The sequence below is a fragment of the Rhodococcus sp. NPDC127593 genome, assembly GCF_042671975.1.
Lineage (GTDB): Bacteria > Actinomycetota > Actinomycetes > Mycobacteriales > Mycobacteriaceae > Rhodococcus_F.
In genome coordinates this window covers 110,350-136,616 of the sequence record NZ_JBHXWI010000021.1, presented here as the reverse complement: position 1 = coordinate 136,616, position 26,267 = coordinate 110,350, and the positions used below count along the sequence as shown (strand labels likewise).

Genomic DNA, 26,267 nt, shown 5'->3' with positions numbered 1-26,267 from the left:
CCGAACTGAAGTTCAGAAGATGTACGGTGAGCACACCCCCAGCTACCCACAGCTGCGAGCGCTTCCGAACCCCAAGGAGATTCAGACATGAAAGCAGTTGTCGTCAACGAGTTCGGCGGTGGATTCCACACCGAGGAGGTGACCATCGACGACCCGATCGGCATGGAGGTCCTGCTCGACGTCAAGGCCTCGGGGCTGTGCCACAGCGACATGAGTGTGGCCAATTACGACCTCGGCTACCCCGTTCCCGCAGTCTTCGGCCACGAGGTCGCCGGTGTGGTAACCAAGGTCGGAGCCGACGTGTCCGACTTCTCGGCCGGTGACCACGTGGTCGGCTCCCTCATCCAGTACTGCGGTCACTGCATGAATTGCCTGGACGGCCGCAGCCACCAGTGTCTGCATCCCGAAGCCACCCTTCGCGCCGCAGGGCAGGCGCCGCGGCTCACTCGCACCGGAGCAGACGTCACCCAGGGGTTCGGCCTCGGCGGATTCGCACAGCAAGCGCTCGTCCACTCGAACCAACTCGTGAAGATCTCGCGCGAGATGCCCTTCCCCCAAGCTGCACTGCTCGGCTGCGGCGGGCTCACCGGCACGGGAGCGGTACTGAACACGGCAGAAGTCCAGGTAGGCGAGAGCGTCGTCATCGTCGGGGCGGGAGGAGTCGGCCTGCATGCCATCAATGGCGCGGTCATCGCCGGAGCCTCTCCGATCATCGTGATCGACGTCAATGACACCAAGCTCGACAAGGCGAAGCAGTTCGGGGCGACGCACCTGATCAACTCAACCCGGACGGATGCCGTCGCGGCGGTGCAGGAGATCACCGGAACAGGTGCCGACTACGTGTTCGACTTCGTCGGCATCGGTGCCGTGCAGGAGCAAGGAATCGCGATGCTGGCAAAAGGCGGAGGACTGTACGTCGTCGGCGTCACGCCCGGACAGACCATGACCGTCGACGGATACGACCTGCTCCAAGGACAGAAGACGATCACCGGTATCTACATGGGTTCGGGCGTGCTGCAGCGTGATGTCCCCCGGTACGTCGACATGTACCTTTCGGGCAGAATCCAACTCGACAGCCTCGTCTCCAAGGAGATCTCACTGGAAGAGGTCGCGGAGGGCTACGCCTCGCTCGAGGATCCGTCGATCACGCGCGTGGTGATCACAAAGTTCTAGAGACAGCCATTCGGTGGGGTGATCATTCGAGAACCCGGCCCGCCGGTTACGTCGCCGGCGGGTCGTACTCTGATGAGATGGAGATGGAGTCCGCCGATATGTCGCAGATCCAGATCGTGCGCAAAACTCACGGCGAATCGCGGGACCCCCGCGTGCCTCGTACGCGAGCGAAGATCTTTGACGCAGTCGAAAGCCTCGTCGCGCGCCGGGAGGAACCGATATCGGTCCCCGCGATCGTCCGCGAAGCGGGGATCTCGAAGACCTCATTCTATTCCCATTTCGCGAGCTTCGACGAACTCGCTCTCCAGGTCGTCGAGCGGGCGTACCTGCAACTGGCCGTGATCAACCAGGCTGTGCGCTCCGATTCCACCCTCGAGTGGCCCGCACAGGTGCGCGAATCGCATGCGCAGCTCGTCAGCCACTATGTCGAGCACCGCTCCCTCTATGTCGCCGTTCTCGCATTACCCCTTTCGCGGAAGGTTCACACGAGAGCGGTCCGCTCGATGGCCGCCGACATCGAACCCGGGATCGTCGACAACCCTCGACTGCCCCCGGGACTGCGACCTCACCTCGCGGCCAGCATGATCGCGAGCGCAGTGGTCGGGTTCCTCGACGAATGGCTCGAAGACGACTTCGACGCCACCCCCGAGGAACTCGTCGAACACCTCATGGAACTACTACCCGCCTGGTACACCGGCCGGGACTGCGAATCTCGCAGCTGATACCGCCTGGTGGACCCGATCGACCAGCGTGATCCACTGCGCACGAAAGATCACCTGCATCAATCAGATGAGGTACCGAAAGACCGGTGTGCCCGGCGCAATACGCTGTACTTCCAGTGGTGAGGCGTCCAGCCGCGCGAGGATCAGCTGCAGGGTGTCGGCCGCGTGCAGTTCAATCCCCACCAGTGCGGCACCGAACTCACGGTCGTTGCGCTTGATGTACTCGAACATGGTGATGTCGTCGTCGGGACCGAGCACTTGATCGAGAAACCGGCGCAGCGCTCCGGGCTGTTGCGGGAAGTCCACCAGAAAGTAGTGCTTGAGACCGCGGTGCACGAGTGATCGCTCGATGACCTCGTTGTAGCGCGAAACGTCGTTGTTGCCGCCCGAAATCACGCACACGACAGTCGTTCCCGACACGAGGGGCAGGCCCGCAAGTGCGGCTACGGAGAGCGCGGCAGCCGGTTCGGCGATGATGCCCTCGTTTTGATATAGGTCGAGCATCGCCGTGCATACGGCACCCTCGTCCACCTGAGTCATCGTGATCTGTCCGGTGACGCGGCAGTCGTTGTGCCGCTCCACGATGACCGGTGAAGTCGAGTCGAGGGAGATATCGCGGGCGAGGCGGGATACCACCGCGTACGGGAGGTCTCCGACGCGCTTGACGGCTGTCCCGTCGACGAACGGATCCACGTCCGGCAGGGTCACCGGACCGCCCGCGGCGAGCGCGGCGGCCATCGACGCCGCGCCGGTCGGTTCCACCCCCACGATCGACGTGCGCGGCGACGTGGTCTGCAGGTATGCAGCGATTCCGGCAAGGCAACCACCACCACCCACGGGAACCAGAACCAGGTCCGGCGCCGAGGGCAACTGGGCGAGTAGCTCGCGGGCGATGGTTCCCTGCCCCGCCGCGGTACGGGCATCGTCGAACGGCGCAACCATCGTGGCCCCAGTGCGTGCGACATCGTCAGCCGCGGCCTCTGCCGCCGCGTCGAACGTGTCGCCTACCGCAATGAGCTCGACGAAGGCCCCACCGTGAGCACGGATGCGATCCCGCTTCTGCTTCGGAGTTCGCGTGGGCACGTAGATCCGCCCCGTCACACCCATGTCCCGGCACGCATAAGCCACGCCCTGGGCATGGTTGCCTGCACTCGCTGTGACTACGCCTGCCTCACGTTCGCGAGCGGAAAGCTGTGCCATGACGTTGTATGCACCGCGCAGCTTGTACGAGCGGACGCGGGTGAGGTCCTCACGTTTGAGGTAGACGTCGGCACCGGTGAGGGCTGACAGTCGCTCACAATATTCGAGCGGCGTCGGCGGCACTACCGCCGAGATCCGCTCCGCCGCCGCCTCGACGTCGGCCACACAGAGCGCGGGCAGGTGCGCCGGATCGGCAGGTGGCGAAGTGGTGGTGAGAGCCCTATGTACAGCGTTCATCTGCGCCATTGCCGGCTCGACCGGATTCACGACCGGGGCAGCGCGTAGTCGGCGACTGCGAGGGGGTGGAGCGGCAGATGGGCTGCGAGTTCGCTGCGTGAGCGAATGCCGAGCTTCGCATAGATGCGAGTCAGGTGGTACTGCACTGTCTTGACGGATACGAACATTTCGTCCGCGACCTCCTTGTTTCGTTTTCCACTCGCGACCAGTCTGGCCACCGCACCCTCTTGAGGCGTCAGGACCATGCGGGAGGAAACTATTTCGCCTCTTCGCGTGCCGCCCCCGAGACCTCCCGCTAAGAGTTCGCGATCACATCTTCTCGCGTATTCCGTTGCACCGAGAAGGATGTAGAGCTCACGGGCGCTGCGCATCACCGCATCTGCATCGCGGCGGCGTCCGGCGCGGCGCAGTGTCTGCCCGTACACGAAGTTCACCCGGGCCTGCTCGTACGGCATCGACAGTGCCGCGAGATTTTCGAGTGCCGCGTCGAACGCATCTATTGCGGTGTCGATCTCGCCTCGTGCGCCGGCGATGCGACCGCGCATGGTGCGCAGACGAGCAGTTGTGGAGCGGTGATTCCTCTCGGTTGCGAGCCGTTCGTGAGGTTGCAGGAACGCGTCGGCCTCGTCGACGCGGCCGGTCATGATCAGGGCATTGGCATACATGTCGACCCACGGCCAGAAGCCGGGTTCGTTGAGAGCATGCCGTTGATCGACCTGTTCCAGTGCCTGCAGATGGCGGAGGACGCTGACATAATCAGCGGACGCTTCGGCATACTGCGCCATCGCGATTCGCGCTGGGACGAGCATGATCGCGTAGTCATTATTGCCGGCACGGCCACGGCGCAGGTGCTCCCGGGAGGCAGGCCAGTTTCCGCGCAGGGCGTGAATCTGCGCTCCCGTCCAATGAACAAGTGGTCGGAGCAGATCCACGCCCGCGGTGTCGAGTTGCATTGCCGCGCGGTCGACAGTACGCAATGCATCGTCCCAATCGCCGAGCACAAAATACGTGCGGGCCAGCCACGCTTGCGCCCACAGCGAGATCCGAAGCGATCCGCCGCGATGGTTCGTACATTCGGCTCGTTCGAGTTCGGCGCGGGCGGACTCGGGATCATCGAGGGCGAGGGCGAGCCAACCTTCGGCCATTCCGACGCGTTGGCGCTGCTCTCCGAGCCGAATCCGCTGCGCCAATCGAGCGTACGCGGGCTTGGCCTCACCAACCCTCCCCGACATCGCCAGTCCCAACCCGCGAATCGCTTCGGATTCGATCGCAGCCGGAGTGCTGGAGTCGACGAGCGATGCGGCGCGGTCCGCCCACATCACTATGTCATCGCTGCGTAGTGCTGCCAGCGAGTGCAGAACCATTCGCTGGCAGATCATCGCGGCGGTGGCCGTATCGTCGGCCGGATCGCCGAGCGCATCCCATGCACAGATGAGTGTCTGGTTCGCCTCCGCCCGGCGCCCGCGTTGGATGGCGAGGTAGCCCAGGACTGCGCTGCGCATCGGTCCGGGTGGGGCGGCCTCGACATCGGAGAGGAAGGTCAGAGCTCGAGGAAGTAGTGCGGCACCGATCAGCGCGTCGACTCCCCGAATCAAGCGGTCTGCTCGGTTGTCCGCGCCGGGGCTGATCCGGCTGGCGGTGATCAGGGATGTGGCCGCGTCCGACCATGCGCCGACGCCGGCGCGGACTTCGGCGTACCGGTCGAGACGCGCAGCGAGGTCTTCGTCGGGTAGGGGCGCCGCACTGGCCGCGTGATGCAGCGCAGCGCCCTCGTTGTCGACGAGGGTCACGGCGCGCTCGTGCAACGTGCGCCACCGGGCGGGTCCGAGTTCGTCGGCCACTGCGGCCTGTGTCATCGGATCGGGGAAGACGAGGGTGATGACCCCTGGTTGCGCCCGCATTCTCAGCAGACCGGCATTGTGGAGGGCTTCCATCGCTGAAGTGGGGTCGCGAAGCCGAGCAAGTTCGGCGGCGGTCGGAAGTGGGCATTCGGTACCGAGAACAGCGCTTGCCTGCGCCAGAGCGCGGGCATCGGCCGAACACCGGGCCAACGCCCGCCGTACCGCAGCTGCATGCTCACGCGTCGCCGGGAACCGACCTTGCCATCGATGCCACCGGTCGCGGGGAATCTCCGCGAGCAGTTGGAGTACCGGCCGGGGCTGCCCCAAGGTGTGATCGTAGAGCTGCCGCGCCGTGAAGGGTGACAGCTCGACGCCGATGTGAGACAACGCCAGTCGTGCGATGTTGTCCGGGGTGAGGGAACGGACTCGTACTGTACGTGGCCGATACTGCGCGAACAGGGCGACGGTCTCCGGCGGTACGCCGTCGGGAAGGGGATCTGAGACGACCATTAGCACGACCAGCGGGCATCCCGGATGTTGCACGGCCACCGTGAGTGCCCGCAGGGACTCGATATCGGCCCAGTGCGCATCATCGATCACGAGGACCGTCGGCCGTGAGGCAAGCGCCGAGAAGCTGGCGGCCGCGTCGACCGGGTCGGTGTACGAGACTGGCGCGCGCAGGAGTTGTCCGGTCACGTCCCAGGTGCGAGAGTGTCTCCATTCGGCGGCCGTGGCGATGCGGACGCACCACTCCGGCCATCGTTGGAACAGTCCGGAGACCAGAGTGCTCTTCCCGACTCCGGGTACTCCTTCGACAAGGGCGACGACAGCCGTCCCCGATCGCGCACGCTCGAGCAGCTGATCGAGTTCGGCGCGTTCAGGGGCGTGGTGGCAGGGCACCGTCTCAGAAATCACGGCTGTGGTCGCGGTTCTCGTGGCAGCCCGAGAACGTGCTCACCGATCATGTTGTGGACTACCTCATCGGTGCCCGCCATGATGTGCATACCCGGCTCTCCGAGGACGAACTGATTCCACGCGAACGTGCCCCATTCACCGGTATCAGCAGCGAGCCGCGGACCGAGCAGATCGGTGACGAATCGGGATGCGAGGCGCAGGTTGTTCGACAGTGTCAGCTTCGCGAGTAGTGGAGACGCCGTCGGGTTGTCACCTGCCCGGTGCCGTGCGGTGGTGACGTGCTGTAGATGCTTCGCCGCCCGAAACGCCATGAATACTTCGGCCAATTGCTGCCGCACGACGGGGTCGTTCTCCAGGCCGAGGGACCGGACCAACGCCACCAGGCGCTCCCCGTTGGCCACACCGGCACCGCCCCGGCCCATGCCCACACCGATTGCAGTGCGTTCGATCGTCAAGGTTTCCTGCGCCACCTCCCACCCCTGTCCGCGGGCCCCGATTCGGTGGGAGTCGGGAACCCGGACACCGGTGAGGAACACCTCGTTGAAGGAGGAGCCTCCGGTGATCTGTCGCAATGGCCGCACTTCGACGCCGGGTACACGCATGTCCACCAGGAACGCGGTCACACCTTTGCGCCCAGGAACCTGGGATTCGGTGCGGCACAGTGCGAGCCCGATATCGGCGTAGTGGGCGTCCGACGTCCATACCTTCTGGCCGTCGATGACCCACATGTCACCGTCCAGCACGGCCTTCGTCGTGAGGCTCGCGAGGTCGGAGCCGGCTCCGGGTTCGCTGAACAATTCACATCCGATGACATCGCCGCGAAACAGACCTCGGACGTGTTGCCGGGCGATCTTCGGTTCCGCGTAGCGGAGCAAGATCGGTGTCAGCACCCGGTCGAGCTTGAAGAATGCCTGTGAGGGGGTGTCGAACTGTGCCTCGAGTGCCGCAAACCGGCGCTGGGATACGGCGTCCAGTCCCGCGCCCCCGTGCTCGACGGGGCCGTCGAGCCAGCCCAAACCGGCATCGAAGCGCGCGCGGCGGTAGGTGCGCGCGACGTCGAGTTCGGCACGCTCGGCGTCGGGATCGGGGTCGTCCCAGATCGCTACCGCACCGTCATCCCCCTCGCCCCACACGAGTGGACCCTGCGTGCGACTGCGTCGGCGGTGATCGGCTAGAAACGACAGGGCTCTGCGCTCGAGTCCGTCGTCCGACAGGACGAAACATTCATCGTCGACCTTCATTGCACCCTCCGGGAATCGGGAGGCGACGTCGAGGCGTCGCTGCGTGTTGTTCGGTCCAGTAGAGAGGCGGCCACGACTTCGTGGTGCCTGCGCGGGTCTCCGAATAGCGCGCGGGTGGAGATCGCCCGCCGGAAGTACAAGTGCGCCGGGTGCTCCCACGTGAATCCGATTCCGCCGTGGATCTGGATGCTGTCGGCGGAGGCGCGGTCGAACGCCGCCGACGCGAGTGCCTTGGCAATGGACGCGGCCGATTCTGCATCGACCGAGTTCACCGTCAGACAGGACGCAGCGTAATACACTGCTGCACGGGCTGATTCGATCTCGAGGTACATGTCGACACACTTGTGCTTAATCGCCTGATACGAGCCGATTGCCCGACCGAACTGGGTGCGGGCACCGGCGTATGCCACCGCGGTGTCGAGGCAGTACTGCGCTCCCCCGACCTGTTCGGCCGCCAGCAGCACGGCCGCGCGCGTGAGTACGGCCTCCACCGTGGGCGCCGCGGCGCCGAGCACCCCGACCGCGGTCGCCGGAACGCCGTGGAAGTCGAGCCGGGCCTGGCTCCGGGTGCCGTCGAGACTCGCCATCGGTGAACGGACGAGGCCGGGTAGCGGACCTTCGGCGGCGAACACCGACGGACCCTCGTCGGTGTCGGCGACCACGAGAACGAGATCGGCCGAGGCACCGTCGAGAACGTGGTGAACGGTGCCGTCCAGCCGCCAACCGTCCCCGTTCCGTGTCGCCCGCACCTGTGGCGTCCGGGTCCGATCCCAATGACCGTCGGCGGCGGTGTAGGCGAGCGTGCCGGTGATCTGCCCCGACGCGAGGGCCGGAACCAGACGCTCGCGCGCTGACGCGTCGCCGACCTGCATCAGCGTGCCGATCGCGAGTGCGGTCGTGGCCAGGAGCGGCGACGGCAGGAGCGACTTGCCGAGTTCCTCCATCGCGACCGCGAGGTATTCGTAGCCTGCCCCGGCACCGTCCAGTTCCTCGGGGACGGTCAGTCCGGCCAATCCGAGTTGTTCGGCCATGATCTGCCAGGTTCGCGAATCGAGTGGTGCGTTCGTCTCGGCGAGCGTGCGCACCGCCGCCTCGCCGGCGTGGCGCTCACGGAAGGCCGCGACGACGTCGCGCAGTTCGGTGAGTTCGGTGGGCCAGGTGTACTCCGCAGTCGTGGTGGTCATCGGAGCACCATCTATGCCGACTCGTTGACAGTGGATGTCGTGGTCACGCTCTTGTCGAGCAGTGCGCGGATTTCGTCGTGGGTGAAACCGGCCTCCCCCAGGATTTCGACCGAGTGCTCACCGAGAAGCGGTGCGTAGCCTCGGGGCTGGGCAGGCGTTCCGTGGAGCCGGAACGGCGTATTGGGGACCGGGTAGCGCCCATGGATGGGGTGTTCGAGTTCGGTGATCGAATGGTTGTGCACCACCTGCGGTTCGGTGAAGACGTCCTCGAGCCGGTGAACGGGCCCGCATGGCACCGCGACCTGGTCGAGGCGTTCGAGCCAGCTCGCGGCGGTGTGCTCCACGAAGATCGGGACGAGAATGTCGTTGAGCGCCCCACGGTTCGCGACGCGGTCTGCGTTGGTGACGAAGCGCGGATCGTCCGCCAGCTCGGGACGGTCGATGACCTTGGTCAACCGCAGCCAGAACCGGTCGTTGAGGCACGCAACGATGAAGTCCTTGCCGTCGCCGCCCTGGTAGGGCTGGTACGGAGCGATCTGCGGATGCCCTCCCCCCTGCGGTCGCACAGGAACCTTCGTGCGGTCGTAGTGCGTCAGGATGTTGGCGAGCATCGCGATCTGGCCGTCCAGCAGATTCACGCTGACCTTCTGGCCGTGACCGTTGAGATCGCGGGCACGCAGCGCGGAGACGATCGAGAATCCGAGCAGGAAGGAGCCGACGAAGTCGGCCATCGGGACACCTGCCTTGATCGGTGGGCCGTCGGTCTCACCGGTCAGGCCCATGATCCCGCCGATGGCCTGCCCCAGCAGGTCCATGCCGGGTTGGTGGGCACGAGGCCCGTCCTCGCCGAACGCGGTCAGCTGGCAATACACCAGCTGGTCGTTGAGCTTGCCCATCGACTCGTAGTCGATCCCGAGGCGGGTGACGGCGTCCGGCCGGAATCCGACGATCATGACGTCTGCGTCGGCGACCAGACGCCGCAGCACGTCCATCCCGTCGGGCTCGTGCAGGTCGAGGGTCAGTGACCGTTTGCTGCGGTTGACTCCGTAGAAGTAGGCGCTGTCGCCGACACCGAACAGATTGTCGATATATCGAAAGCTCTCCCCCGTCGGGGGCTCGATCTTGATCACATCGGCGCCCAGGTCACCGAGCAGAGACGCTGCATACGGGCCTGCGCCGACCTGCGACAGGTCGACGACACGAACGCCCGACAGGGGAAGGCGATCACCGAGCATCTGGAGGTTGTCATCGTGCGGCATGCGAAGTCCTTCGATCCGTGGGGAGCGGGTGCGCGGCGGAGCATCGCGGACACTTCCGGTCCCTCAATGGTAGGGCCATTGACTCAATTCAGATACAACCGGAGCAGAAAGTCAAGGCCTGACCAGGCCTTGACTTCCCGGCAATGATGGGGTTTCAATGGCTCAACCAATGAAATCGGAGGTAAGAGCGCATGACCGCACTGGTAGCGAAAGGGCACCGGAGCGGAGCCGACGCGTCGAAACCGGGAATGATTGGCACCATGACCGAACCCGCCGACATCCAGTTCCGCCCGGCCCGGCCCCGCCGCGCCTTCGACGAGATCATCGATCAGGTGCGGGCCCAGGTTCGGCAAGGCAAGCTGCCACCCGGAAGCCGTCTGCCCTCCGAGCGCACTCTCGCCGCCCAATTCGAGGTCAGCCGCAACACCGTGCGCGAAGCCATTCGGATGCTCGAAGTCACGGGCGTCGTGACCATCAAGAAGGGAGCTACCGGCGGCGCGTTCATCGCCCCCACCGACCCCGTCAGCATCTCGAGGGCGTTGTCCGACAATCTCCTCCTGACGCGATACTCGCTGTCGGATCTGACCGAGGCACGTGAGCAAATCGAGACCGTTGCGGTCACGACAGCCTGCGCACGACGCACCGACGACGATCTCGCGCGAATGGAGGATCTGCTCCACAAGGCCGACGACCTCGCCGCCCGGGAAGACTGGAACGGCAAGACGGAGGTGATCATCGAATTTCATTGCCTCATCGGCGAAGCCACTCAGAATCCGATCATCGCGACGATGATGCGCTCGCTGATGGATCTGCTCACCGAGTTCACCCTGCGCTTCGGTGCCGAGGTACCGACCGGTGATGCCCTGCGCAGCCCGCGCACCTTGCTCGAGCACATTCGACGTCGCGACGCCGACGCCGCGGTGGCCGAGCTCGTTCAGAACACCCGTCGGGTCCACCGTATGTGGCTCGCCGACGCCGAAGAATAAGACACGTCTGATCGCTCCCGACCTGGCCGGCGTCCTCGCGACGTGGGCGGACCTGGCACGCCTTCACCATGCCGGGCCGTGGATCGATCATTCGCACCACGAGAGGGAATCACCATGGATCTGAAGGTCACCCGCTACGAAATCCGCGAGAATGGTGTCGCCACGGTGTGGCTCGACCGCCCTGGCCGCGGCAACTCCTGGACGTCCCGCATGAATGCTGAGCTCCGCTGGACCATGGCAACCCTCGATGCGGATCCCGCCGTTCGGGCTGTGGTCCTCACCGGCGGCGGTAATCAGTTCTGTGTCGGCGCCGATACCAAGGCACTCGACTTCTACACCGAGACCGACGAAAAGTATGCCGACACCGTCAACAAGCCCGACTTCGCACGCCCCGGCCACGGGGTGAATCCCCAGTTCGACCACGACCTGGTGTGGATGTGGGGGCTGCGCGTCCCGCTGATCGCCGCCATCAACGGACCGTGCGCCGGTATCGCGGTCGCCCTGGCCGGTTACTGCGACCTCCGCTACGCCGTGGAGGGCGCCAAGTTCACCACCGCGACCCCGCGCCTGGGACTGCCCGCCGAGTACGGACTGGCCTGGCTGCTGCCCCGCATCGTCGGATTGGCGAACACCGCCGACATCCTCATCACCGGACGCATCCTGCGCTCCGAAGAACTCCTTCGCATGGGTTTCCTGAACGGCGTACATCCCCGGGACGAGCACTTCCTCGACAAGGTCTACGAGGTCGCCGACTACATCGCCACCCAGGTGTCCCCGGCCTCCGCGACCGGCGCCAAACGCCAGATCTACGCCGAGCTTCTCCACTCGAATGTCGGCACTGCAGTGGAGGATTCGAAAGACCTCATCGAGCAGTTCATGCAGCAGCCCGACTTCAAGGAAGGCGTGGCAGCCATGGCCGAACGGCGCGCCCCGCAATTCGCGGCGCCCGCCCCCGAAACGCTGCCCGCACCTCCCGCATGAGCACCCCTCCCCGATCCACCGCGAGCGACCGCAAGAAACGGACCACACCTGATGAACACACCCTCGACCACAGTTGACGAACACACCGGCCCCGCCGCGGACGGCTTCCGGTGGAGCCGCGACACCACGGACGCGATCGTGCGGGGCCGTACCTGTCGTGTCTACCGCCACCGGCGCACCGCCGTCGCGCAGCTGTTGCTCGACGCCCGGCACTGGGGCGATAGGGTCCACGTCGTGCAAGGTGAGCGCCGGCTGACCTTCGCCGAGCACGAACGCGCGGTCGCGCGGATCGCCGAACACTTCCGGACGCTGGGCGTGGGCGCGGGCGATCACGTCGCCCTGTTCGCCCGCAATCACGCGGAATGCACGATGGCGTTCTGGGCCGCGCACTGCCTCGGCGCCGTGGTGGACCTGTGCAACGCCTGGTGGAGCGCCGCCGAACTCGAAGGTGCCCTCGACACCGTCCGCCCGGTCCTGATCGTCCACGACGACGACACCGAAGACCGTGTTCCCGCCGGGATCACCGGGGTCAGCGTCACCGACCTCGCCCCGATGCTGCACGGCGACTGCGCACCCGAGCTACCCCTGCCCGAGGTGGCCGAGGACGACCCGGCCCTGGTCTTGTTCACCTCCGGCAGTACCGGAGCGGCCAAGGGTGTGCTGCTGTCCCAGCGCTCGGTCGTCGGCAACATCCACAACCTCCTTCTGGCGACCCACCGGCTGCCCGGCGAACTCGACCGCGACGGCTCCGCCAGTGTCAACATGGTGACCGTGCCGCTGTTCCACCTCGCCGGCGTGCAGGTCATGACCGCCGCACTGGTCACCGGGGCACGGTTGGTGTACCAGGACGGCCGGTTCAATCCAGCGGAGGTCCTCCGCCTCATCGAGCAAGAGCAGGTGACGACCTGGGGTGCTGTGCCCGCCATGGTCACTCGTGTCATGGAACACGAAAACTTCGTCGCTGCAGACACGTCCAGTGTCCGGTCGATCCCCCTCGGCGGGTCCGCGTCGACCCCGGCATTCCGGCGCACCGTTCAGGAGCGGTTCCCGAACCTCAAGGGTGGCGGTGCCGGGTCGATGTACGGGCTGACCGAGGCCGGTGGCCTCCTCGCCATGGGTACATCCCGTGAGATCTCCGAGCGCCCGGGCTGCGTCGGCAAACTGCTGCCGCCGATCGAGGTGACGATCGCGACCCCGGACGCCGACGGTAACGGCGAGATTCTCGTCAACTGCCCCGGCCTGATGAGTGGGTACGTCGACCCCGACCTGGAATCGCTCGTCGACGCCGACGGGTGGCTGCACACCGGTGATCTCGGTCGCGTCGACGCCGACGGCCACCTCTACCTGAGCGGCCGGTCGAAGGACATCATCATCCGCGGCGGAGAGAACATTTCGTGCGCGTACGTGGCCGCGGCCCTGACCACCCATCCCGCTGTCGCCGAAGCAATCGTCGTGGCCCTGCCGCACGAGGAGCTCGGCGAACAGGTCGCGGCCGCCGTCACCATCCGGCGCGGCATGCCGGTCAGCACCGACGACTTGCGCGCACACGCAGCCACAACGCTCGGCCGCTTCCAAATCCCCACCCGCTGGTGGTTGCGCAACGACATGCTTCCCACCAGCGCGTCCGGGAAGGTGATCCGCCGCAATGTGGAGGCCATGTGGCTCGAACGCGGTGCCACCGACCTGATCGATAACGACAACTGACAGCCCATCCGACAGATCGGCGCTCCCCATGACGACCCCTCCCCCAGACGCCGGGTCGACCGGCCCCCTCGCCGGCCTCCGAGTCCTCGAGCTCGGGGGTATGGGACCGGCGCCCTTCGCGGCAATGACTCTCGCCGATCTCGGCGCCGACGTCGTACGCATCGAGCGACCGGCATCGCGCGGCCGCCCGCCGCGGGACGGGTCGCAGATCCTCCACCGCGGGAAACGATCGATCTGCCTGGATGTGAAGGACGACGCCGACCGTAGAACCCTGAAGGAACTCGCGGGCCGTGCCGACGTGGTGATCGAATCCTCGCGTCCCGGTGTTGCCGAGCGGCTCGGCATCGGCCCCGACGACCTGCACGCCGTCAATCCGCGGATCGTCTATGCCCGGATGACCGGCTGGGGCCAGGAGGGCCCGAAGGCAGCGACCGCCGGCCACGATGTCGGATACCTGGCGGGGACCGGGCTCCTCCACGCCATCGGCGGTGAGGAATGCCCTCAGATCCCTCTCGCTCTCGTCGGCGACTTCGGTGGTGGTGCACTGTATCTCGTGATCGGCATTCTCGCGGCCGTAACCGAGGCCCGGCGCAGCGGCCGGGGACAGGTCGTCGACGGCGCGATCGTCGACGGCGCCGCCCACATGGGCACTCTGCTGTACGGGATGCTCGACGCCGGCAGGTGGACGGACCGGCGGCGGTCCAACCTGATGGACGGCGGTACCCCGTTCTATTCGGTCTACGAGACCGCCGACGGCAAGCACATGGCTGTCGGTGCGATCGAACCGCAGTTCTACGACGCTTTCGTCGAGATTCTCGCGCCGGATGAGGAACTGCCGTCTCGGCGGGACAGGTCAGCATGGCCCGAACTTCGCGACCGCATCGCGGCACGGTTCCGCACTCGTACCCGAGACGAATGGACCACCCTGTTCCGAGGCACCGACGCCTGCGTCGAGCCCGTTCTGTCTCTCACCGAATCCCTCGACGACGATCACCTACGCGCGCGCGGAACATATGTCGACGTCGCCGGAATCCGCCAGCCCGCTCCGGCGCCGCGGTTCTCGCGAACGCCCGCGGCCGCGATCACACCGCCGTGCACTCCGGGCGACCATGATTCCCGCAGCGTGCTCGCGTCGTGGGATGTGCGGTAGCCACGCCGAAACGAGCTCGTCCGGCCAGGACGTCAGTCCCTGACCGGACGAGCACTCAGCGTCGGATAACTACCGGCGCGCTACGTTGATCACTTTGATCTGGGTGTACTCGAGCAACCCGAGGACACCGAGCTCGGTACCGATGCCGGACTGCTTGGCGCCGGCGATGGGTACGTCCGGTGTCCGATCGCTGTGCTTGTTCACCCACACGGTTCCCGCCGAGATTCGGTGAGCAATCGCGGTGGCGGCGTCGATGTCCGTCGACCAGACCGACGCGGCCAAGCCGAATTCGCTGTCGTTGGCGCGGGTCACGACGTCATCGATATCGGTGTAGGGCATCACCGGGACCACGGGGCCGAATTGTTCCTCGACGACCAGACGTGACGACTCGTCGACATCCCGGACGATCGTCGGTCGCACGAAGTAGCCGGGACCGTCGACGACCCCTCCGCCGGGCATGACCTTTCCGGCGGACTCCGCGTCCGCGAGGATTTCCTTGATGCGGTTGAACTGGGCCTGGTTCTGGACCGGCCCTAACTGTGTTCCCGATTCCATGCCGTTGCCGACGATCGCGTTTGCCGCACGCGCTGCAAGAGCGTCACAGAATCGGTCATAGATGTCCGCGTGCACGTAGATCCGCTTGATCGCGCGACAGATCTGCCCACTGTTGCCGAAGGCGGCGTGAAAGACCTTCTCGGCGACCTCCTCGACGTCGACATCCGGCAGGACGATCGCCGGGTCGTTGCCGCCGAGCTCGAGGGTCACCCGGGTCAGGCGCTCCGCCGCCGCAGCCATGACCTTCTTGCCCGTTTCCGTCGAGCCGGTCAAGCTGACCTTCTGCAGTCCCGGATGCGCCGAGAGGTGCGGGCCGAGCTCGGGGCCACCCGAGACGATGTTCACCACACCGGCGGGGACGATGCCTGCGATGAGCCGACCGAGGTGGAGGGTGGCCGCGGGGGTCGTCGGGGCGGGTTTGACGACCATCGTGTTACCGGCCAGCAGGGCGGCGGGGAGCTTGAACGCCAGGAGGAGCAGGGGAAAATTCCACGGCACGATGATGCCGATCACGCCCACCGGAACGCGGTGGATCTCGACGCGGCGCAGTTCGCTGTCGTCGATCACTTCCGGTTCGAGGGTGAGGCCGGCGAAGTAGCGAATGTACTCGACCGCTGTGTCGACCTCCCCGAACGCGGCGGCGAGCGGTTTTCCCTGTTCGCGGACGAGGATGCCGGCTAGTTCCTGACGGTGCTGTGCGATGGTGTCGGCGATCTGCGACACGATCCGCCGCCGCTCGTCGACCGGGGTAGCTGCCCAGCTCGGGTGTGCGGCTCCGGCCGCGGCCACGGCCCGGTCCAGCTGCTCGGGCGAGGCGGCAGGGACCGTGCTGAAGGTCTGCTCGGTGGCGGGGTCGATGACCGGAAGCTCCGTGGAGCCCGGCACGAGAGCGCCGTCGATCAGCAGTGCGAAGTCGTTCATCAAAGGTTCCTCTGATTGGCGTGAATGGTTGTGCCCGCACCGGGTTCGCAGTCGGCCGCAGTTCCATCGGCGCCGTCGTCCGGCCGGGGCGGCAGGTTCGGAATGGCGATCGCCGCGACGACAATTCCGAGAATCCCGAAGAGCACGAGTGCGTATGCGGGTGCGATGGTGGAGACCTCCGCGACCAGCCAGGTGGAGACGAATGGTGCGGCACCGCCGAACACCGCGTAGCTGATCTGGAACGGGAGTGCGCTGGCCGAGTACCGAACCTCGACGGGAAAGAGTTCGACGACTGCCAGTGCCGACACGATCAGCAGGGAGTACGCGGTGGTGGCGTACAGGGAGATTCCGATCGTCGCGGCGACGACGCCGTGCCGCAGGAGAATGAAGGCCGGCACCACCGCGATCGCCAGGGCCGCGGCGAGTGACACGGCCAACGTCTTGCGTTGGATGCGGTCTGCCCACCGACCGATGCCGAAGATCAGCCCGATCCCCACGAGGTGTCCGACGACGACGATCGTCAGGGCCGTCGACATCGGGTAATTCTGAAACTTCACGAGGTAGGACATCATGAATCCGACCAGGATGTAGCCGGCGACGGATTGCATGGCGACCCATCCGAGGAGGGTGCACATCTGGCGGCGAACCGTGCGGAAGGCCTGCGCGAGAGGCGCGGGCGTTCCCGGCTCGGAGTTCGCTCGGGCGGCGGTGAAGTCGTGTGAATCCTCGATGCTCATGCGGAGGTAGAAGCCGAGGACGCCGAGCGGGGCCGACAGGAGGAACGGCAGACGCCAGCCCCACTGGGCCATCTGCTGGTCGGTCGTCAGGGCCGAGACGACCAGGACGACCAGGGCGGCGCAGCAGACCCCCGCAACGATCGACACCACGAGTTTGGAGGCGTTCTTGCCGCGTTCGCCGATCGCGGACTGCTCGACCACGAGAACGAACGCTCCGCTCTGCTCCCCGCCCGCCGAGAAGCCCTGTAGCAGTCGGCACACGAGCAAGAGTGTCGGTGCTGCCACACCGACCGCCGCATAGGTCGGCAGCACGCCGATGGCCGCGGTGGCCCCGCTCATCAGAAGAACCGCGATCATCAAGGCGCGCTTGCGTCCCCAGCGGTCGCCGACGTGTCCGAAGACGACCGCTCCGATCGGACGAATCACGAACGCGACGCCGAACAGGGCGAACGTCGAGAGCAGAGCCGCCACGCTGTCGAACTGCGGGAAGAACAGCGTGGCGATGGTGACTGCGAAGAACCCGTACAGGGTGAAGTCGTAGAACTCGATGAAGTTGCCGATCGCGCCGGCCCGGGTGACCTTGGTGATCTTGTCCGGAGCGCTCGTGTGCGCAGGAGCGTCGAGTGTGCTCATACATCGTCCGATCGAAGTGGGAAATGAGGAGAGTGAACGGCGCAGCCGGACTATCGTGCGGTCAGGCCGCCGTCGACGGGCAGCGCGATCCCAGTGACGAAGGACGACTCGTCCGAGGCCAGCCACAGCGCGGCGTCCGCGATCTCGCGGGGCTGACCTGCGCGGCCGAGTGGGACACCGGCGACGACACGCTTCTCGTTCTCTTCCTGGGAGAATCGTGCATCGACCTTCATGAAGTCGTTGTACAGCATCGGGGTCGCCACCGGCCCCGGGCACAGTGCGTTCACGCGGACACCGTCGGTCGCGTAACGCACGGCCAATCCCTTGGCCAGACCGATGATGCTCGCCTTCAGGGCGGAGTAGATCGGGCTGAGTGCAGACCCGACGAGTCCGGAGGTGGATGCAGTGAAGATGATCGAGCCGCTCCCCTGCTGTCGCATGTGCGTGATCGCACGTGCCGCGATCACCGTCGACTGCGTGAGGTTCACGTCCGTGGCGGTACGGAATTCGTCGAGGTCGAGTGTTTCCACGTCGCCGGGAGCGGGCATTCCCGCATGGCTCCACAGGACGTCGATTCCGCCGAGCCATGCGATCGCGTCGTCGGCGACGGTCCCCGCGATGTCGGCGTCGGACAGATCGGCGACGAATCCCTGTGCGTTACCGCCCGCCGTGTTGATTCCGTCGACCACCTCCTTCAACCGAACCTCGTCCCGGTCGACTGCCGCGATCCGGGCGCCTTCCTGCGCGAACAGTTCGCACCCGGCTCGGCCCATTCCCGACGCGGCCGCGGTCACGACCACGCGCTTGCCTTGCAGTCTCATCGTCATCTCCTCAAAGTTGTTCGTTTCGCACGGTTGTTCGTTTCGCACGGATGGGCCGGTCGGCCTTCCCCGATCCGGTCATTCCTCCGGTGCAAGCGTCACGGTGATTCCGTCGAGCGACTGCGCGTGCGCGATCTGGCAGGACAGTCGTGACGTCTCCGCGTCGAATCCTTCCGCTTCCTCGAGGAGTTCGATCTCGTCTTCGGAGCGCTCGCCGAGTCCCGCGACGACCTGCGATTCCAGGTACACATGGCAGGTGGCGCAGGACGCGGTTCCGCCGCAGGAAGCAAGGAGTGGAAAATCATTGTCCCGCAGAGCTTCCATGAGGGTCTGTTCGGGTTCCCACTCCACCTGGCTGGGTGATCCCGCACGGTCGATGACGGTGATGTTGTTGGACATGTCGTGAATTCCTAACGTGATGTAGCGAGAGCGTCGGTTCGGGTGGTCGCCAGCTTCACCGCTCGGTCTGCCGCGAGTACGGGATCGAGCCGGGCGCCGGCGGCGATGAGCTTCTTTCCCGCGGCGAAGTCGCCGAGCGCATTGATCGTGTCCAGTGCGGCCAGACGACCGTCGCGCAGGTAGAGAACCGCGAACTTGCCGTCGGCAGGATCGCCGCGCCGAACTATCTGGTCTTCCGGCGAGCGCACCCCGGCGGTTTGCAGTCGGACACCGTGTTGGACGGTCCAGAACCACGGCACCTCCGTGGCCGCGGCGTCGAGACCCAGTATGTGGCGAGCGGCGCTGTCTGCCTGCGCCATTGCGTTCTGAACGCATTCGAGGCGCATGCTGACACCTTCCCGGGGGCAGGTGAAGCGGGTGACGTCGCCGACGGCGTAGATCTCGGGATCGGAGGTGCGGGCGTGCTCGTCGACGACGATTCCGTCGGAACAGTCGAGTCCGGCCGCCTCGGCGAGTTCCTGGTTGGGTAGCACGCCGATTCCCACCACGACGACGTCTGCGGGGATCGCCTCTCCGGCGCTGGTGACAATGCCTTCGACCCGGTCCGACCCCTCGATCCTTGCGAGGGAGCTACCGAAGGCGAACCGTACTCCCTCCGCGACATGGAGGTCCTCGAAGTAGTGACTCACGTCTTCCGAGGTGACGCGGCTCATCGATCGATTCTGGTATTCGAGTACGGTTGCGCTGCAGCCGGATTTCACCGCCGCCGCTGCGACTTCCATCCCGATGTATCCGGCACCGACGATCACGAACCGCACGCCGGGGCGCAGCATCGACTTCAGGTTGTGGCCGTCCGCGCGGGTCTTCAAGACCTGCACGCCGGGGAGTGCCGCGCCCGGAACGTCGAGTGTCCGTGCCCGCGACCCGGCGGCGAGGATGAGACGGTGGTAGGGAATCGCGGATCCGTCGGCAAGGCAGACTTCCCGGGCGGATCGATCGACAGCGGTCACCGCGGACCCAGCGATTCGCCGGATTCCCTTGTTCTCGTAGTAGTCCTGTTTCCGGAGCACGGGCGGCTCATGTGATTCCGCACTGGCGAGCACGTCCTTCGAGAGAGGCGGCCGCTCGTAGGGGAGACCGTCTTCCTCGTCGATCAGGATCAGCTCGCCACGGTATCCGAGTTCGACCAGGCGCGAGGTGGTGTGGACACCGGCGTGCCCGGCGCCGACGACAACGATGGGTATGGACATTGTGCTGCCTCTCGTGCGGTCCGGTCAGGCACCCACGGCACGCAGCAGGACGCGCATGCGCTCGGGTCCGACGGTGAGATTGTTGCCGTGCATGTACTCGATCGCGTGGTCGGGATCGATCGCTATCGCCTCGAGCCGAGCCGACAGGAGTTTGGTCGTCACCCGCAACTCGAGGCGCGCGAGGGGCGAACCGATGCAGCTGTGGATGCCGTATCCGAACCCGAAGTGCCCTTCGGTGTCCCGGTCCATGTCGAACTCGTGCGCGCCGGGGAACTTCGTCTCGTCACGGTTGGCCGATGCGATGAGCAGCCGAACGACCGCACCCTTCGGAATGATGGTTCCGGCGATCTCGACGTCGTCCTTGGTGCGTCGCACGGTGCGGTGAACCGAACCGCGGAAACGGGCAAGTTCCTCGACGAATTTGTCGGCCTCGTCCGGGTTGGTGCGGATCCGCCCCAGGAGATCCGGATGGTGTGCGAATTCCTGGAAGGCCATCGTCATCAACAGTGTGGTGGTGTCGTGGCCGGCAACGAACATGAACCCGCACAGTTCGCGGGCCTCCTTGTCGGAGAGCAGTCCTTCTTTCCACATCCGCGCGATGTGACCGCCGACGGCCTCGCTGTCCTCGCGGTAGAGGCGCTCGAGGTTCTCCTGGAGATAGTCGAAGAACTCCATGGTGTTCTTCTCGTCCTCGCCCGATCCCGGCGCATTCCGCGCGACGCGTGCGAAGTACGTGAACATCTCGTCCGACCAGAACTTCATCTTGTCGATATCCGCGGCCGGAACGTCGAGGATGGCACTGATGGTCGACATGCTCAGCGGCATCGAGTAGGACGTCGCCACCTCGCCGCCGCCGGCCGCGATCATCTCGTCGAGATACCGGGCGGCATTCTCGCGGACGCGGTCTTCGACCATGGCCACCGATTTCGGGGTGAAGGCGCGGGCGACCACCTGCCGGAGGCGGGTGTGGTTGGGCGCATCGAACAGGGTCAGGAACGTCAGCGGCACCGGCTCGGTCACCTGGGAGGAGAAGACCTTGGGTGCGCGCAGAGCTTTGCGCACGTCTTGGTACCGGCTGACGAACCAGACGTCCTCGCCGGGCGTCTGTGCGCGGAGCACCGGGGCATGCTCACGCATCCACGCGTAGTGCGCATACGGCACACCTTGACTGCCGTTCTCGTCGATCACTTTGAACGCGGGAAGGTCTGTCCGCCAATTCAACTCGTGGGAGTAGGGAGGCAAGATCGCGGTGGACTCGGTGACGGTAGACATCGGCGTCCTTTCGTGGAAGCTGGCGTGGACACGGGGCACCGGATCGATAGCGCTCGGCGTCCGGTCTGGGTGTGAGCACTCGACGGAGTTGGCCGTCGGGGAGGGAGTGGATCCTGTTCTCGCTCCGGTTTCTGTGCTCTGCTGCATTTAAGATTCCCAGGAGTGAAGCGCGCCACAAATAGCACTTCCGCTAGGCGGAAGAATTAGTACAAGAATGTGTTATGAGCTGCGGTTACCGTCGCGTGCAACCGGGGTGCCTGCGACGGCGCGCGCGATACTGGTGGCGACAGTCTGCATGGCAGGGATTGCCGTCAACACGTTCTCCTCACCCCGTGGGTAGACCACGTTCAGCGCCGCGATCACCGCACCGTGCTCGCCGATGATGGGCACGGCAAGTCCGGACCACCGCTCGATCCCGAAACCTGCCGCGTAGGAGAAGCGTTGCTGACGCACCTCGGCCAGGATTCGACGGAGTAGTACCGGGTCGGTGACGGTGCGGTCGGTGAGCTTGTCCAGTGGCCCGGACAGAACCTTGCCCTGGTAGTCCGGAGGCGAAAAGGCCAGCAGTACAAGCCCGGTCGAACATCCATGCAAGGGGTATCGTTCGGCCATCCGGCCGGCATCGAGCGTCGAGTCGGGACTCGCCAGACGTTCGAGAAACAACACCGATCCGGCGTCCAAGACCGCCAGACTGACGTGCTGGCGCAGGATCGTCTGAAGGTCCTCCATGAACGGCAGCGCCGCCTCACGCAACGTCATCGTATGCGAGCCGCGCGCGGAAATTTCCCACAGACGCAACCCGATGCTGATCTCCTTGTTGGGAGCGCGTTCGAGTAAACCGTGTTTGACCAGCTCGTTTACCAACCGGTGCGTCGTCGTGAGGGGAAGGTCGGCACGATTGGCGAGCGTCGTGAGCGGAAGTGAGCGCGAATTGCGGTCGAATGCACTGAGCAAACGCACCACACGTCCGATCACCGAGTCTCCACCGCTGTCCGGCATGATCGCAACACCTCTCCGACCGATACACGTGCAGTCTAGTGCGTGTCCCCTCAGGTTCGGCCCGTGTTGGTCACACGGCGACCGGCGAGACCCGATGTGGGTCCACCAGCTCGAGAATGTCGTCCGGCCAGGGCGTCGCACGGGTTTCGGCGGGGAGAACATGCACGGAGGTGAACGCCCCGTGCGCGGCCCGAACTCGGGCCGCGCCGTCGAATTCTTCTCCGTAGACGTCGAATTCGAAGGTGATCGAGGTTCGCCCGACCGCTTGAATGCGGACCGTCGTGGTGACCTCCTGGCCGAACCAGAGCTTCGACGTGTAGTTCACCACTTGCTGGACTCTGGGCATGCTCGGAAAATGCTCCAGCAGACCCAACTGGCGGTACAACCGCACCTCGCACGCTTCCACCCACCGCAAGATCGATGAATTGTGGTGATGCCCTGCGGCATCGGTGTCGGACCATTCCACCAGAGTGGACATCGTCGCCGATCGTGGCGGGAACTGCGTATCGGTGTCGTGTGTCATGGCCGATCCTCCGTAGCGGACAAGAAGGTGCCTTGCGCCGAGGTCAGGACCCGGCCGGTCGAGGTCTGCAGCGTGGCGTTCACTGTGGTGATCCGTCGACCCCGGCGTTCGACCGTGGCACACAGCAGAACCGTGCCGTCGACTCCCGGCGCAAGGGGCCGCTGGTATGCCAGCGTGAGGTCGAGCAGTTCCGGAGCCCCCGGATCTCCGTGGGTTCCGGAATGTCCGACCAGCGCGCGCATCGCGTGGTCGATCAGGCTGACGTGCAGTCCACCGTGCACCACTCCGTGCCTGTTGCACAGCGCCGGGTCGAGTTCGGCGGTCAGCACCGAGGAATTTTCGTGCCGGGCGGTGTCCGTGATGCCGAAGATCTCGTCGAGGGACGGCAGTAACGGGACACCACCGGTAGCCGATGCCGAGCCCGTCATTGTCGGGGTCGAGGGCGTCGAGGGCGGCGGTCCGGGAACGACGATGAAGCGTGCGGTTCCCACGGCGATGTCGGCGTCGTCGGGTCCGTGAATCCGGATACGGCTCAACCCGGTTCGGTGATCCGACGAGATCAGATCCCCTCGCGCTGTCACCACGGTTCCGGGCGAGGGCACCGGGCCGACGGCATCGAGGCGCAGGTCGACCGTGCGCACGTCGAGCCCCTGCGCAAACAGGCCGCCGAGCGATTGGGCTGCCGCGGAGTCCGCCGCCACACCCAACCACCCGAGCGGAACGTCCAGCCCCGTGGCGAAGCGGGGAAGGACCATCGCGGCCGTGGCCCAGTCGTCGCCGCGGGCCGTCACACGGCAACCGGTGAGCACCTCGGCCGGGTGGCGAGCGCGGTGACGACCGATCTCGGAACCACGCGCACTCACGGACAACGGTGCCACTTCCGGCTCCTTTCAGAAGCTGAGACTCGACAGATTCGACCCGCCACACGACGCGCTCTCCAGGGCGCACCTCAATAGTCAACACATTTCTGGCGATAGTCAAATTTCCTGTAGACTTTTCCCGAGTGTCGACCGTTACTCTCGGAGAGCGCGCGAATCAGCCGCCTTCCTGCTCAGCCCACACGTCCCACTGGGCCTGCGCGGTGTCGTGCCAGCGCTTGTGGCTCGCGTCGAACGCGTCCACCGCGCGCACCGCAGGCCAATCGGAGGGCAGGAGCGACGCAGGCAGGTCGGGATCCAGAAACGGGAAGCGGCGCCACTCGTGCACGAGCTCCACCTGAGCGACGAAGGCCTCGGTCGACGTCAGCGGTGCCATCTCCGTGGTCCAATCGGTGAAGTGACGGTACTTCTCCGCCAGCTCGTCGAGATCCCACGCCGCAGAAATGAGGGTCCGGACATCATCGACCGGAACCCACGTTCCGACCCAGGCAAATACTTTGGCACGCAGGCCCAGTTCTTCGAGGACAGCCAAGACAGCGGCTTCCTTGCCCGCGTCGGGAATTACCCAGAGACCCGGCGACGGCGATCCCATACCGAGCCACGCGAGTTGCGTCCGCAGGCGATGCCGCAGACTGCGCTGAGCCTCCGGAACGGCGACCGTGACGACCAGCCAGCGCTCGTCCCATTCCCGGTCTGCGCGGAGAAAGCCATAGATTCTGTCGGCGCCGTCGCGAAGCAGCGTGGCGCCCGCCTCGGTCAGGGACCAACGTACCCGCCGGCCCGAACGCTCGGACACCAGCAGACCCTCCTGCGCCATCCGTGAGATGGCCTGTCGCGCCGCCTTCTGCTCCACGCCGATTTCCGCGAGCGCCCGCAGTAACGTCGAGGTCCAGACCGCGTGCCCTCGGGGACGGACGAACTCACCGAGGATGGTGAGGAGAGCGGACCTCGCACCGGCCGATCCAATGCCGAACGGGGCGAGTACCTCCGGCGATCTCGAGGGTCGCCGCACGCGATTGCGGATACTGGATGTCGACGTCGGTCGTATCTCACCTTCCCACGCATCCCGCACTCGTCGGGCCGAGCCCGTCTCGACGGGCCCGACGAGTGGGCGCCTACCGATCCCAATCTACAAACCGTTCGACCTCCCGACGACATGGCGGCTGTCAGTCACCATCCGACGCCGTGTCGCAGCCGAATGCCGACATGCTACGAATTCTTTGCGCTTCGCAAGTTCATTGTTGACCATTTCACTTTCCAGGCCTACTGTGACTCACACAACTAGCGGAGTCCGGTCACGGCCCTGCACGCGCCGGCATCCACTGACCCGCCGCATCGATTCCCGTATCCGAGCCGAGTCCGGTTCGACAGTCCCGAAAGGATCAACGCCGTGAAAAGCGATACCTCCCTCGACATGGCTGAACGATTGACCGGCGCCTCGACAGCGATCTCGCGGTATCGGTGGGTCGTCCTCGGTCTGTGCTGGCTGGCCCTGGTCCTGACGTCGGTCGACCGCTCGACGTGGGGGCCCGCCTCGGTGTTCGTCGGCGAGGACCTCGGAGTGCCGTTGGCGAGCCTCGGATCTTTCGCAACTGCGTACTACGTCGGGTATGTCCTGTCGAATGCCGGCAACGGCTTTCTGAGTGACCGGCTTGGTGGGCGCACGATCGTCACCACGTCCCTGGTCGGCGCCGGAATCTTCATGATGATCTTCGGGTCGACATCCTCGGCAACCGTCGGCATCGCGGTACAGGCGGTGGTCGGACTCTTCGCCGGCGCCGATTACGCGGCCGGCGTCAAACTCATCACCAGCTGGTTTCGTCCCGACGAGCTCGGTAAGGCCATGGGCATATTCCTGTCCGCGACGTCGATCGGCGTCGTAGTAGCGAATTCCACCGTTCCCATGCTGATCGAACACTTCGCCTGGACAACCTCCTACCACCTCTTCGGTGCCCTTTCGGTCGTTGCCGGCGTGGTGTGCTGGTTCCTGCTCCGATCCGGCCCCGTGGATGTGCGGGCCGCAGCAACCGATTCTGGGTCCACCGGCGCGGTGATTATGACGATCCTGCGCAACCGCAATCTCATGCTCGTCGCAGTCGCAGGCTTCGGCGGATGCTGGGGAACCTACGGATTCATCACCTGGTCGAACACCCTGATGATCAAGGGCCACTCCGTGACTCCCTCGACCGCGGGGTTCATCGTGGCACTCTTCGCCGCGCTCGGTGTGTTCGGCAAACCCCTCATCGGCATCATCTCCGACCGTTTCAATGGTGCCCGGCGGGTTCCCGCCATGATCGTCCTCGGATGCTTCGCCATCACACTGCTCGCCTTCGGAATGCTCAGTACACCAATCGGATTCTTGCTCGCCGCACCCTTCCTCGGGCTGTCCGCGTACTGCTACCTGCCCCTGCTCGTGGCACTGATCCCGCGACTCGTCTCCAGCCACGTCGTCGGCTCGTCAGCGGGCGTCACCAACGCATTCTGGAACATCGGCAGCGTGCTCGTCCCCATCACGGTCGGCGCCGTGTTCGCAGCATCCGGCAAGTCGTTTCTCGCGGCGTTCGCGACACTCGCAGCCGGGCCTATCGTGGCAATGGTCGCGTTGTACTTCGTCGACGAACGACCGAGCTCGGTGTCCGTCGTCATCGACGCCAAGAGTTGACCGAGCACCCGTGCAGCAAGAAGG

General features: G+C 65.6%; 22 protein-coding genes. 7 read left to right on the top strand and 15 right to left on the bottom strand.

Features of this window, described 5'->3' with window-relative positions:
- Window positions 1–87 precede the first annotated feature (87 nt).
- Complete coding sequence (locus ACFVJ3_RS21025) at window positions 88–1,173, top strand: zinc-binding dehydrogenase (RefSeq protein WP_378453856.1); 1,086 nt, start codon at window positions 88–90, stop codon at window positions 1,171–1,173.
- Window positions 1,174–1,256: 83 nt separating this feature from the next.
- Window positions 1,257–1,895 carry a TetR/AcrR family transcriptional regulator gene (locus ACFVJ3_RS21020; RefSeq protein ID WP_378453855.1) on the top strand — a complete coding sequence of 213 codons (639 nt, stop codon included), beginning with the start codon at window positions 1,257–1,259 and terminating at the stop codon, window positions 1,893–1,895.
- Between the two features lie 63 nt (window positions 1,896–1,958).
- On the opposite strand, the gene ilvA is transcribed toward ACFVJ3_RS21020, so the two are convergent.
- Genes ilvA through ACFVJ3_RS20995 form a run of 5 tightly spaced genes read right to left on the bottom strand, consistent with a single transcriptional unit; the run spans window position 1,959 to window position 9,772 of the window.
- Window positions 1,959–3,332 carry a threonine ammonia-lyase IlvA gene (ilvA, locus tag ACFVJ3_RS21015; RefSeq protein WP_378453854.1) on the bottom strand — a complete coding sequence of 458 codons (1,374 nt, stop codon included), beginning with the start codon at window positions 3,330–3,332 and terminating at the stop codon, window positions 1,959–1,961.
- Window positions 3,333–3,358: 26 nt separating this feature from the next.
- Entirely contained in the window at window positions 3,359–6,088 is a 2,730-nt protein-coding gene (locus ACFVJ3_RS21010) for a LuxR C-terminal-related transcriptional regulator (protein ID WP_378453853.1), read from the bottom strand.
- Window positions 6,085–7,329, bottom strand: a complete 1,245-nt coding sequence (locus ACFVJ3_RS21005; protein WP_378453852.1) for an acyl-CoA dehydrogenase family protein — start codon at window positions 7,327–7,329, stop codon at window positions 6,085–6,087. The genes ACFVJ3_RS21010 and ACFVJ3_RS21005 overlap by 4 nt, the downstream gene beginning before the upstream one ends.
- Window positions 7,326–8,513 (bottom strand): acyl-CoA dehydrogenase family protein, encoded by a 1,188-nt coding sequence (locus ACFVJ3_RS21000; protein ID WP_378453851.1) that lies wholly within the window; start codon window positions 8,511–8,513, stop codon window positions 7,326–7,328. The genes ACFVJ3_RS21005 and ACFVJ3_RS21000 overlap by 4 nt, the downstream gene beginning before the upstream one ends.
- Window positions 8,514–8,524: 11 nt before the next feature.
- Complete coding sequence (locus ACFVJ3_RS20995; protein WP_378453850.1) at window positions 8,525–9,772, bottom strand: CaiB/BaiF CoA transferase family protein; 1,248 nt, start codon at window positions 9,770–9,772, stop codon at window positions 8,525–8,527.
- Window positions 9,773–9,963: 191 nt separating this feature from the next.
- Between ACFVJ3_RS20995 and ACFVJ3_RS20990 the strand changes: the two genes are divergently transcribed.
- The 4 genes from ACFVJ3_RS20990 to ACFVJ3_RS20975 all read left to right on the top strand — a co-directional run bounded on the left by ACFVJ3_RS20990 (window position 9,964) and on the right by ACFVJ3_RS20975 (window position 14,593).
- Complete coding sequence (locus tag ACFVJ3_RS20990; RefSeq protein ID WP_378453849.1) at window positions 9,964–10,758, top strand: FadR/GntR family transcriptional regulator; 795 nt, start codon at window positions 9,964–9,966, stop codon at window positions 10,756–10,758.
- A gap of 114 nt (window positions 10,759–10,872) precedes the next feature.
- Window positions 10,873–11,739 (top strand): enoyl-CoA hydratase-related protein, encoded by an 867-nt coding sequence (locus ACFVJ3_RS20985; RefSeq protein WP_378453848.1) that lies wholly within the window; start codon window positions 10,873–10,875, stop codon window positions 11,737–11,739.
- A gap of 51 nt (window positions 11,740–11,790) precedes the next feature.
- Window positions 11,791–13,443 carry a class I adenylate-forming enzyme family protein gene (locus tag ACFVJ3_RS20980; protein WP_378453847.1) on the top strand — a complete coding sequence of 551 codons (1,653 nt, stop codon included), beginning with the start codon at window positions 11,791–11,793 and terminating at the stop codon, window positions 13,441–13,443.
- A gap of 28 nt (window positions 13,444–13,471) precedes the next feature.
- Window positions 13,472–14,593, top strand: coding sequence for a CaiB/BaiF CoA transferase family protein (locus ACFVJ3_RS20975; protein WP_378453846.1), 1,122 nt, complete (start codon window positions 13,472–13,474; stop codon window positions 14,591–14,593).
- A 69-nt stretch (window positions 14,594–14,662) separates the two neighbouring features.
- On the opposite strand, the gene ACFVJ3_RS20970 is transcribed toward ACFVJ3_RS20975, so the two are convergent.
- The 10 genes from ACFVJ3_RS20970 to ACFVJ3_RS20925 all read right to left on the bottom strand — a co-directional run bounded on the left by ACFVJ3_RS20970 (window position 14,663) and on the right by ACFVJ3_RS20925 (window position 24,593).
- The gene (locus ACFVJ3_RS20970; protein ID WP_378453845.1) at window positions 14,663–16,069 is read right to left on the bottom strand and encodes an aldehyde dehydrogenase family protein; all 1,407 of its coding nucleotides are present in this window, start codon (window positions 16,067–16,069) and stop codon (window positions 14,663–14,665) included.
- The gene (locus ACFVJ3_RS20965) at window positions 16,069–17,439 is read right to left on the bottom strand and encodes an MFS transporter (RefSeq protein ID WP_378453844.1); all 1,371 of its coding nucleotides are present in this window, start codon (window positions 17,437–17,439) and stop codon (window positions 16,069–16,071) included. The genes ACFVJ3_RS20970 and ACFVJ3_RS20965 overlap by 1 nt, the downstream gene beginning before the upstream one ends.
- Window positions 17,440–17,489: 50 nt before the next feature.
- Window positions 17,490–18,260, bottom strand: coding sequence for an SDR family NAD(P)-dependent oxidoreductase (locus ACFVJ3_RS20960; protein WP_378453843.1), 771 nt, complete (start codon window positions 18,258–18,260; stop codon window positions 17,490–17,492).
- A gap of 78 nt (window positions 18,261–18,338) precedes the next feature.
- Window positions 18,339–18,659 (bottom strand): 2Fe-2S iron-sulfur cluster-binding protein, encoded by a 321-nt coding sequence (locus tag ACFVJ3_RS20955; RefSeq protein ID WP_378453842.1) that lies wholly within the window; start codon window positions 18,657–18,659, stop codon window positions 18,339–18,341.
- An 11-nt stretch (window positions 18,660–18,670) separates the two neighbouring features.
- A complete protein-coding gene (locus ACFVJ3_RS20950; protein ID WP_378453841.1) occupies window positions 18,671–19,909 on the bottom strand; it encodes an NAD(P)/FAD-dependent oxidoreductase in 1,239 nt (412 codons plus the stop codon).
- 24 nt (window positions 19,910–19,933) lie between these two features.
- Complete coding sequence (locus tag ACFVJ3_RS20945) at window positions 19,934–21,181, bottom strand: cytochrome P450 (protein ID WP_378453840.1); 1,248 nt, start codon at window positions 21,179–21,181, stop codon at window positions 19,934–19,936.
- A 219-nt stretch (window positions 21,182–21,400) separates the two neighbouring features.
- On the bottom strand, window positions 21,401–22,180 hold the full coding sequence (locus ACFVJ3_RS20940) for an IclR family transcriptional regulator (protein WP_378453839.1): 780 nt from the start codon (window positions 22,178–22,180) through the stop codon (window positions 21,401–21,403).
- A 70-nt stretch (window positions 22,181–22,250) separates the two neighbouring features.
- A complete protein-coding gene (locus ACFVJ3_RS20935; RefSeq protein WP_378453838.1) occupies window positions 22,251–22,703 on the bottom strand; it encodes an acyl-CoA thioesterase in 453 nt (150 codons plus the stop codon).
- Window positions 22,700–23,581, bottom strand: coding sequence for a hotdog domain-containing protein (locus tag ACFVJ3_RS20930; protein WP_378453837.1), 882 nt, complete (start codon window positions 23,579–23,581; stop codon window positions 22,700–22,702). Before ACFVJ3_RS20930 ends, ACFVJ3_RS20935 begins: the two co-directional genes overlap by 4 nt.
- A 157-nt stretch (window positions 23,582–23,738) precedes the next feature.
- On the bottom strand, window positions 23,739–24,593 hold the full coding sequence (locus tag ACFVJ3_RS20925; protein WP_378453836.1) for a PaaX family transcriptional regulator C-terminal domain-containing protein: 855 nt from the start codon (window positions 24,591–24,593) through the stop codon (window positions 23,739–23,741).
- A gap of 378 nt (window positions 24,594–24,971) precedes the next feature.
- On the opposite strand from ACFVJ3_RS20925, the gene ACFVJ3_RS20920 reads away from it, so the two are divergent.
- The gene (locus ACFVJ3_RS20920; protein ID WP_378453835.1) at window positions 24,972–26,243 is read left to right on the top strand and encodes a nitrate/nitrite transporter; all 1,272 of its coding nucleotides are present in this window, start codon (window positions 24,972–24,974) and stop codon (window positions 26,241–26,243) included.
- Window positions 26,244–26,267 lie beyond the last annotated feature (24 nt).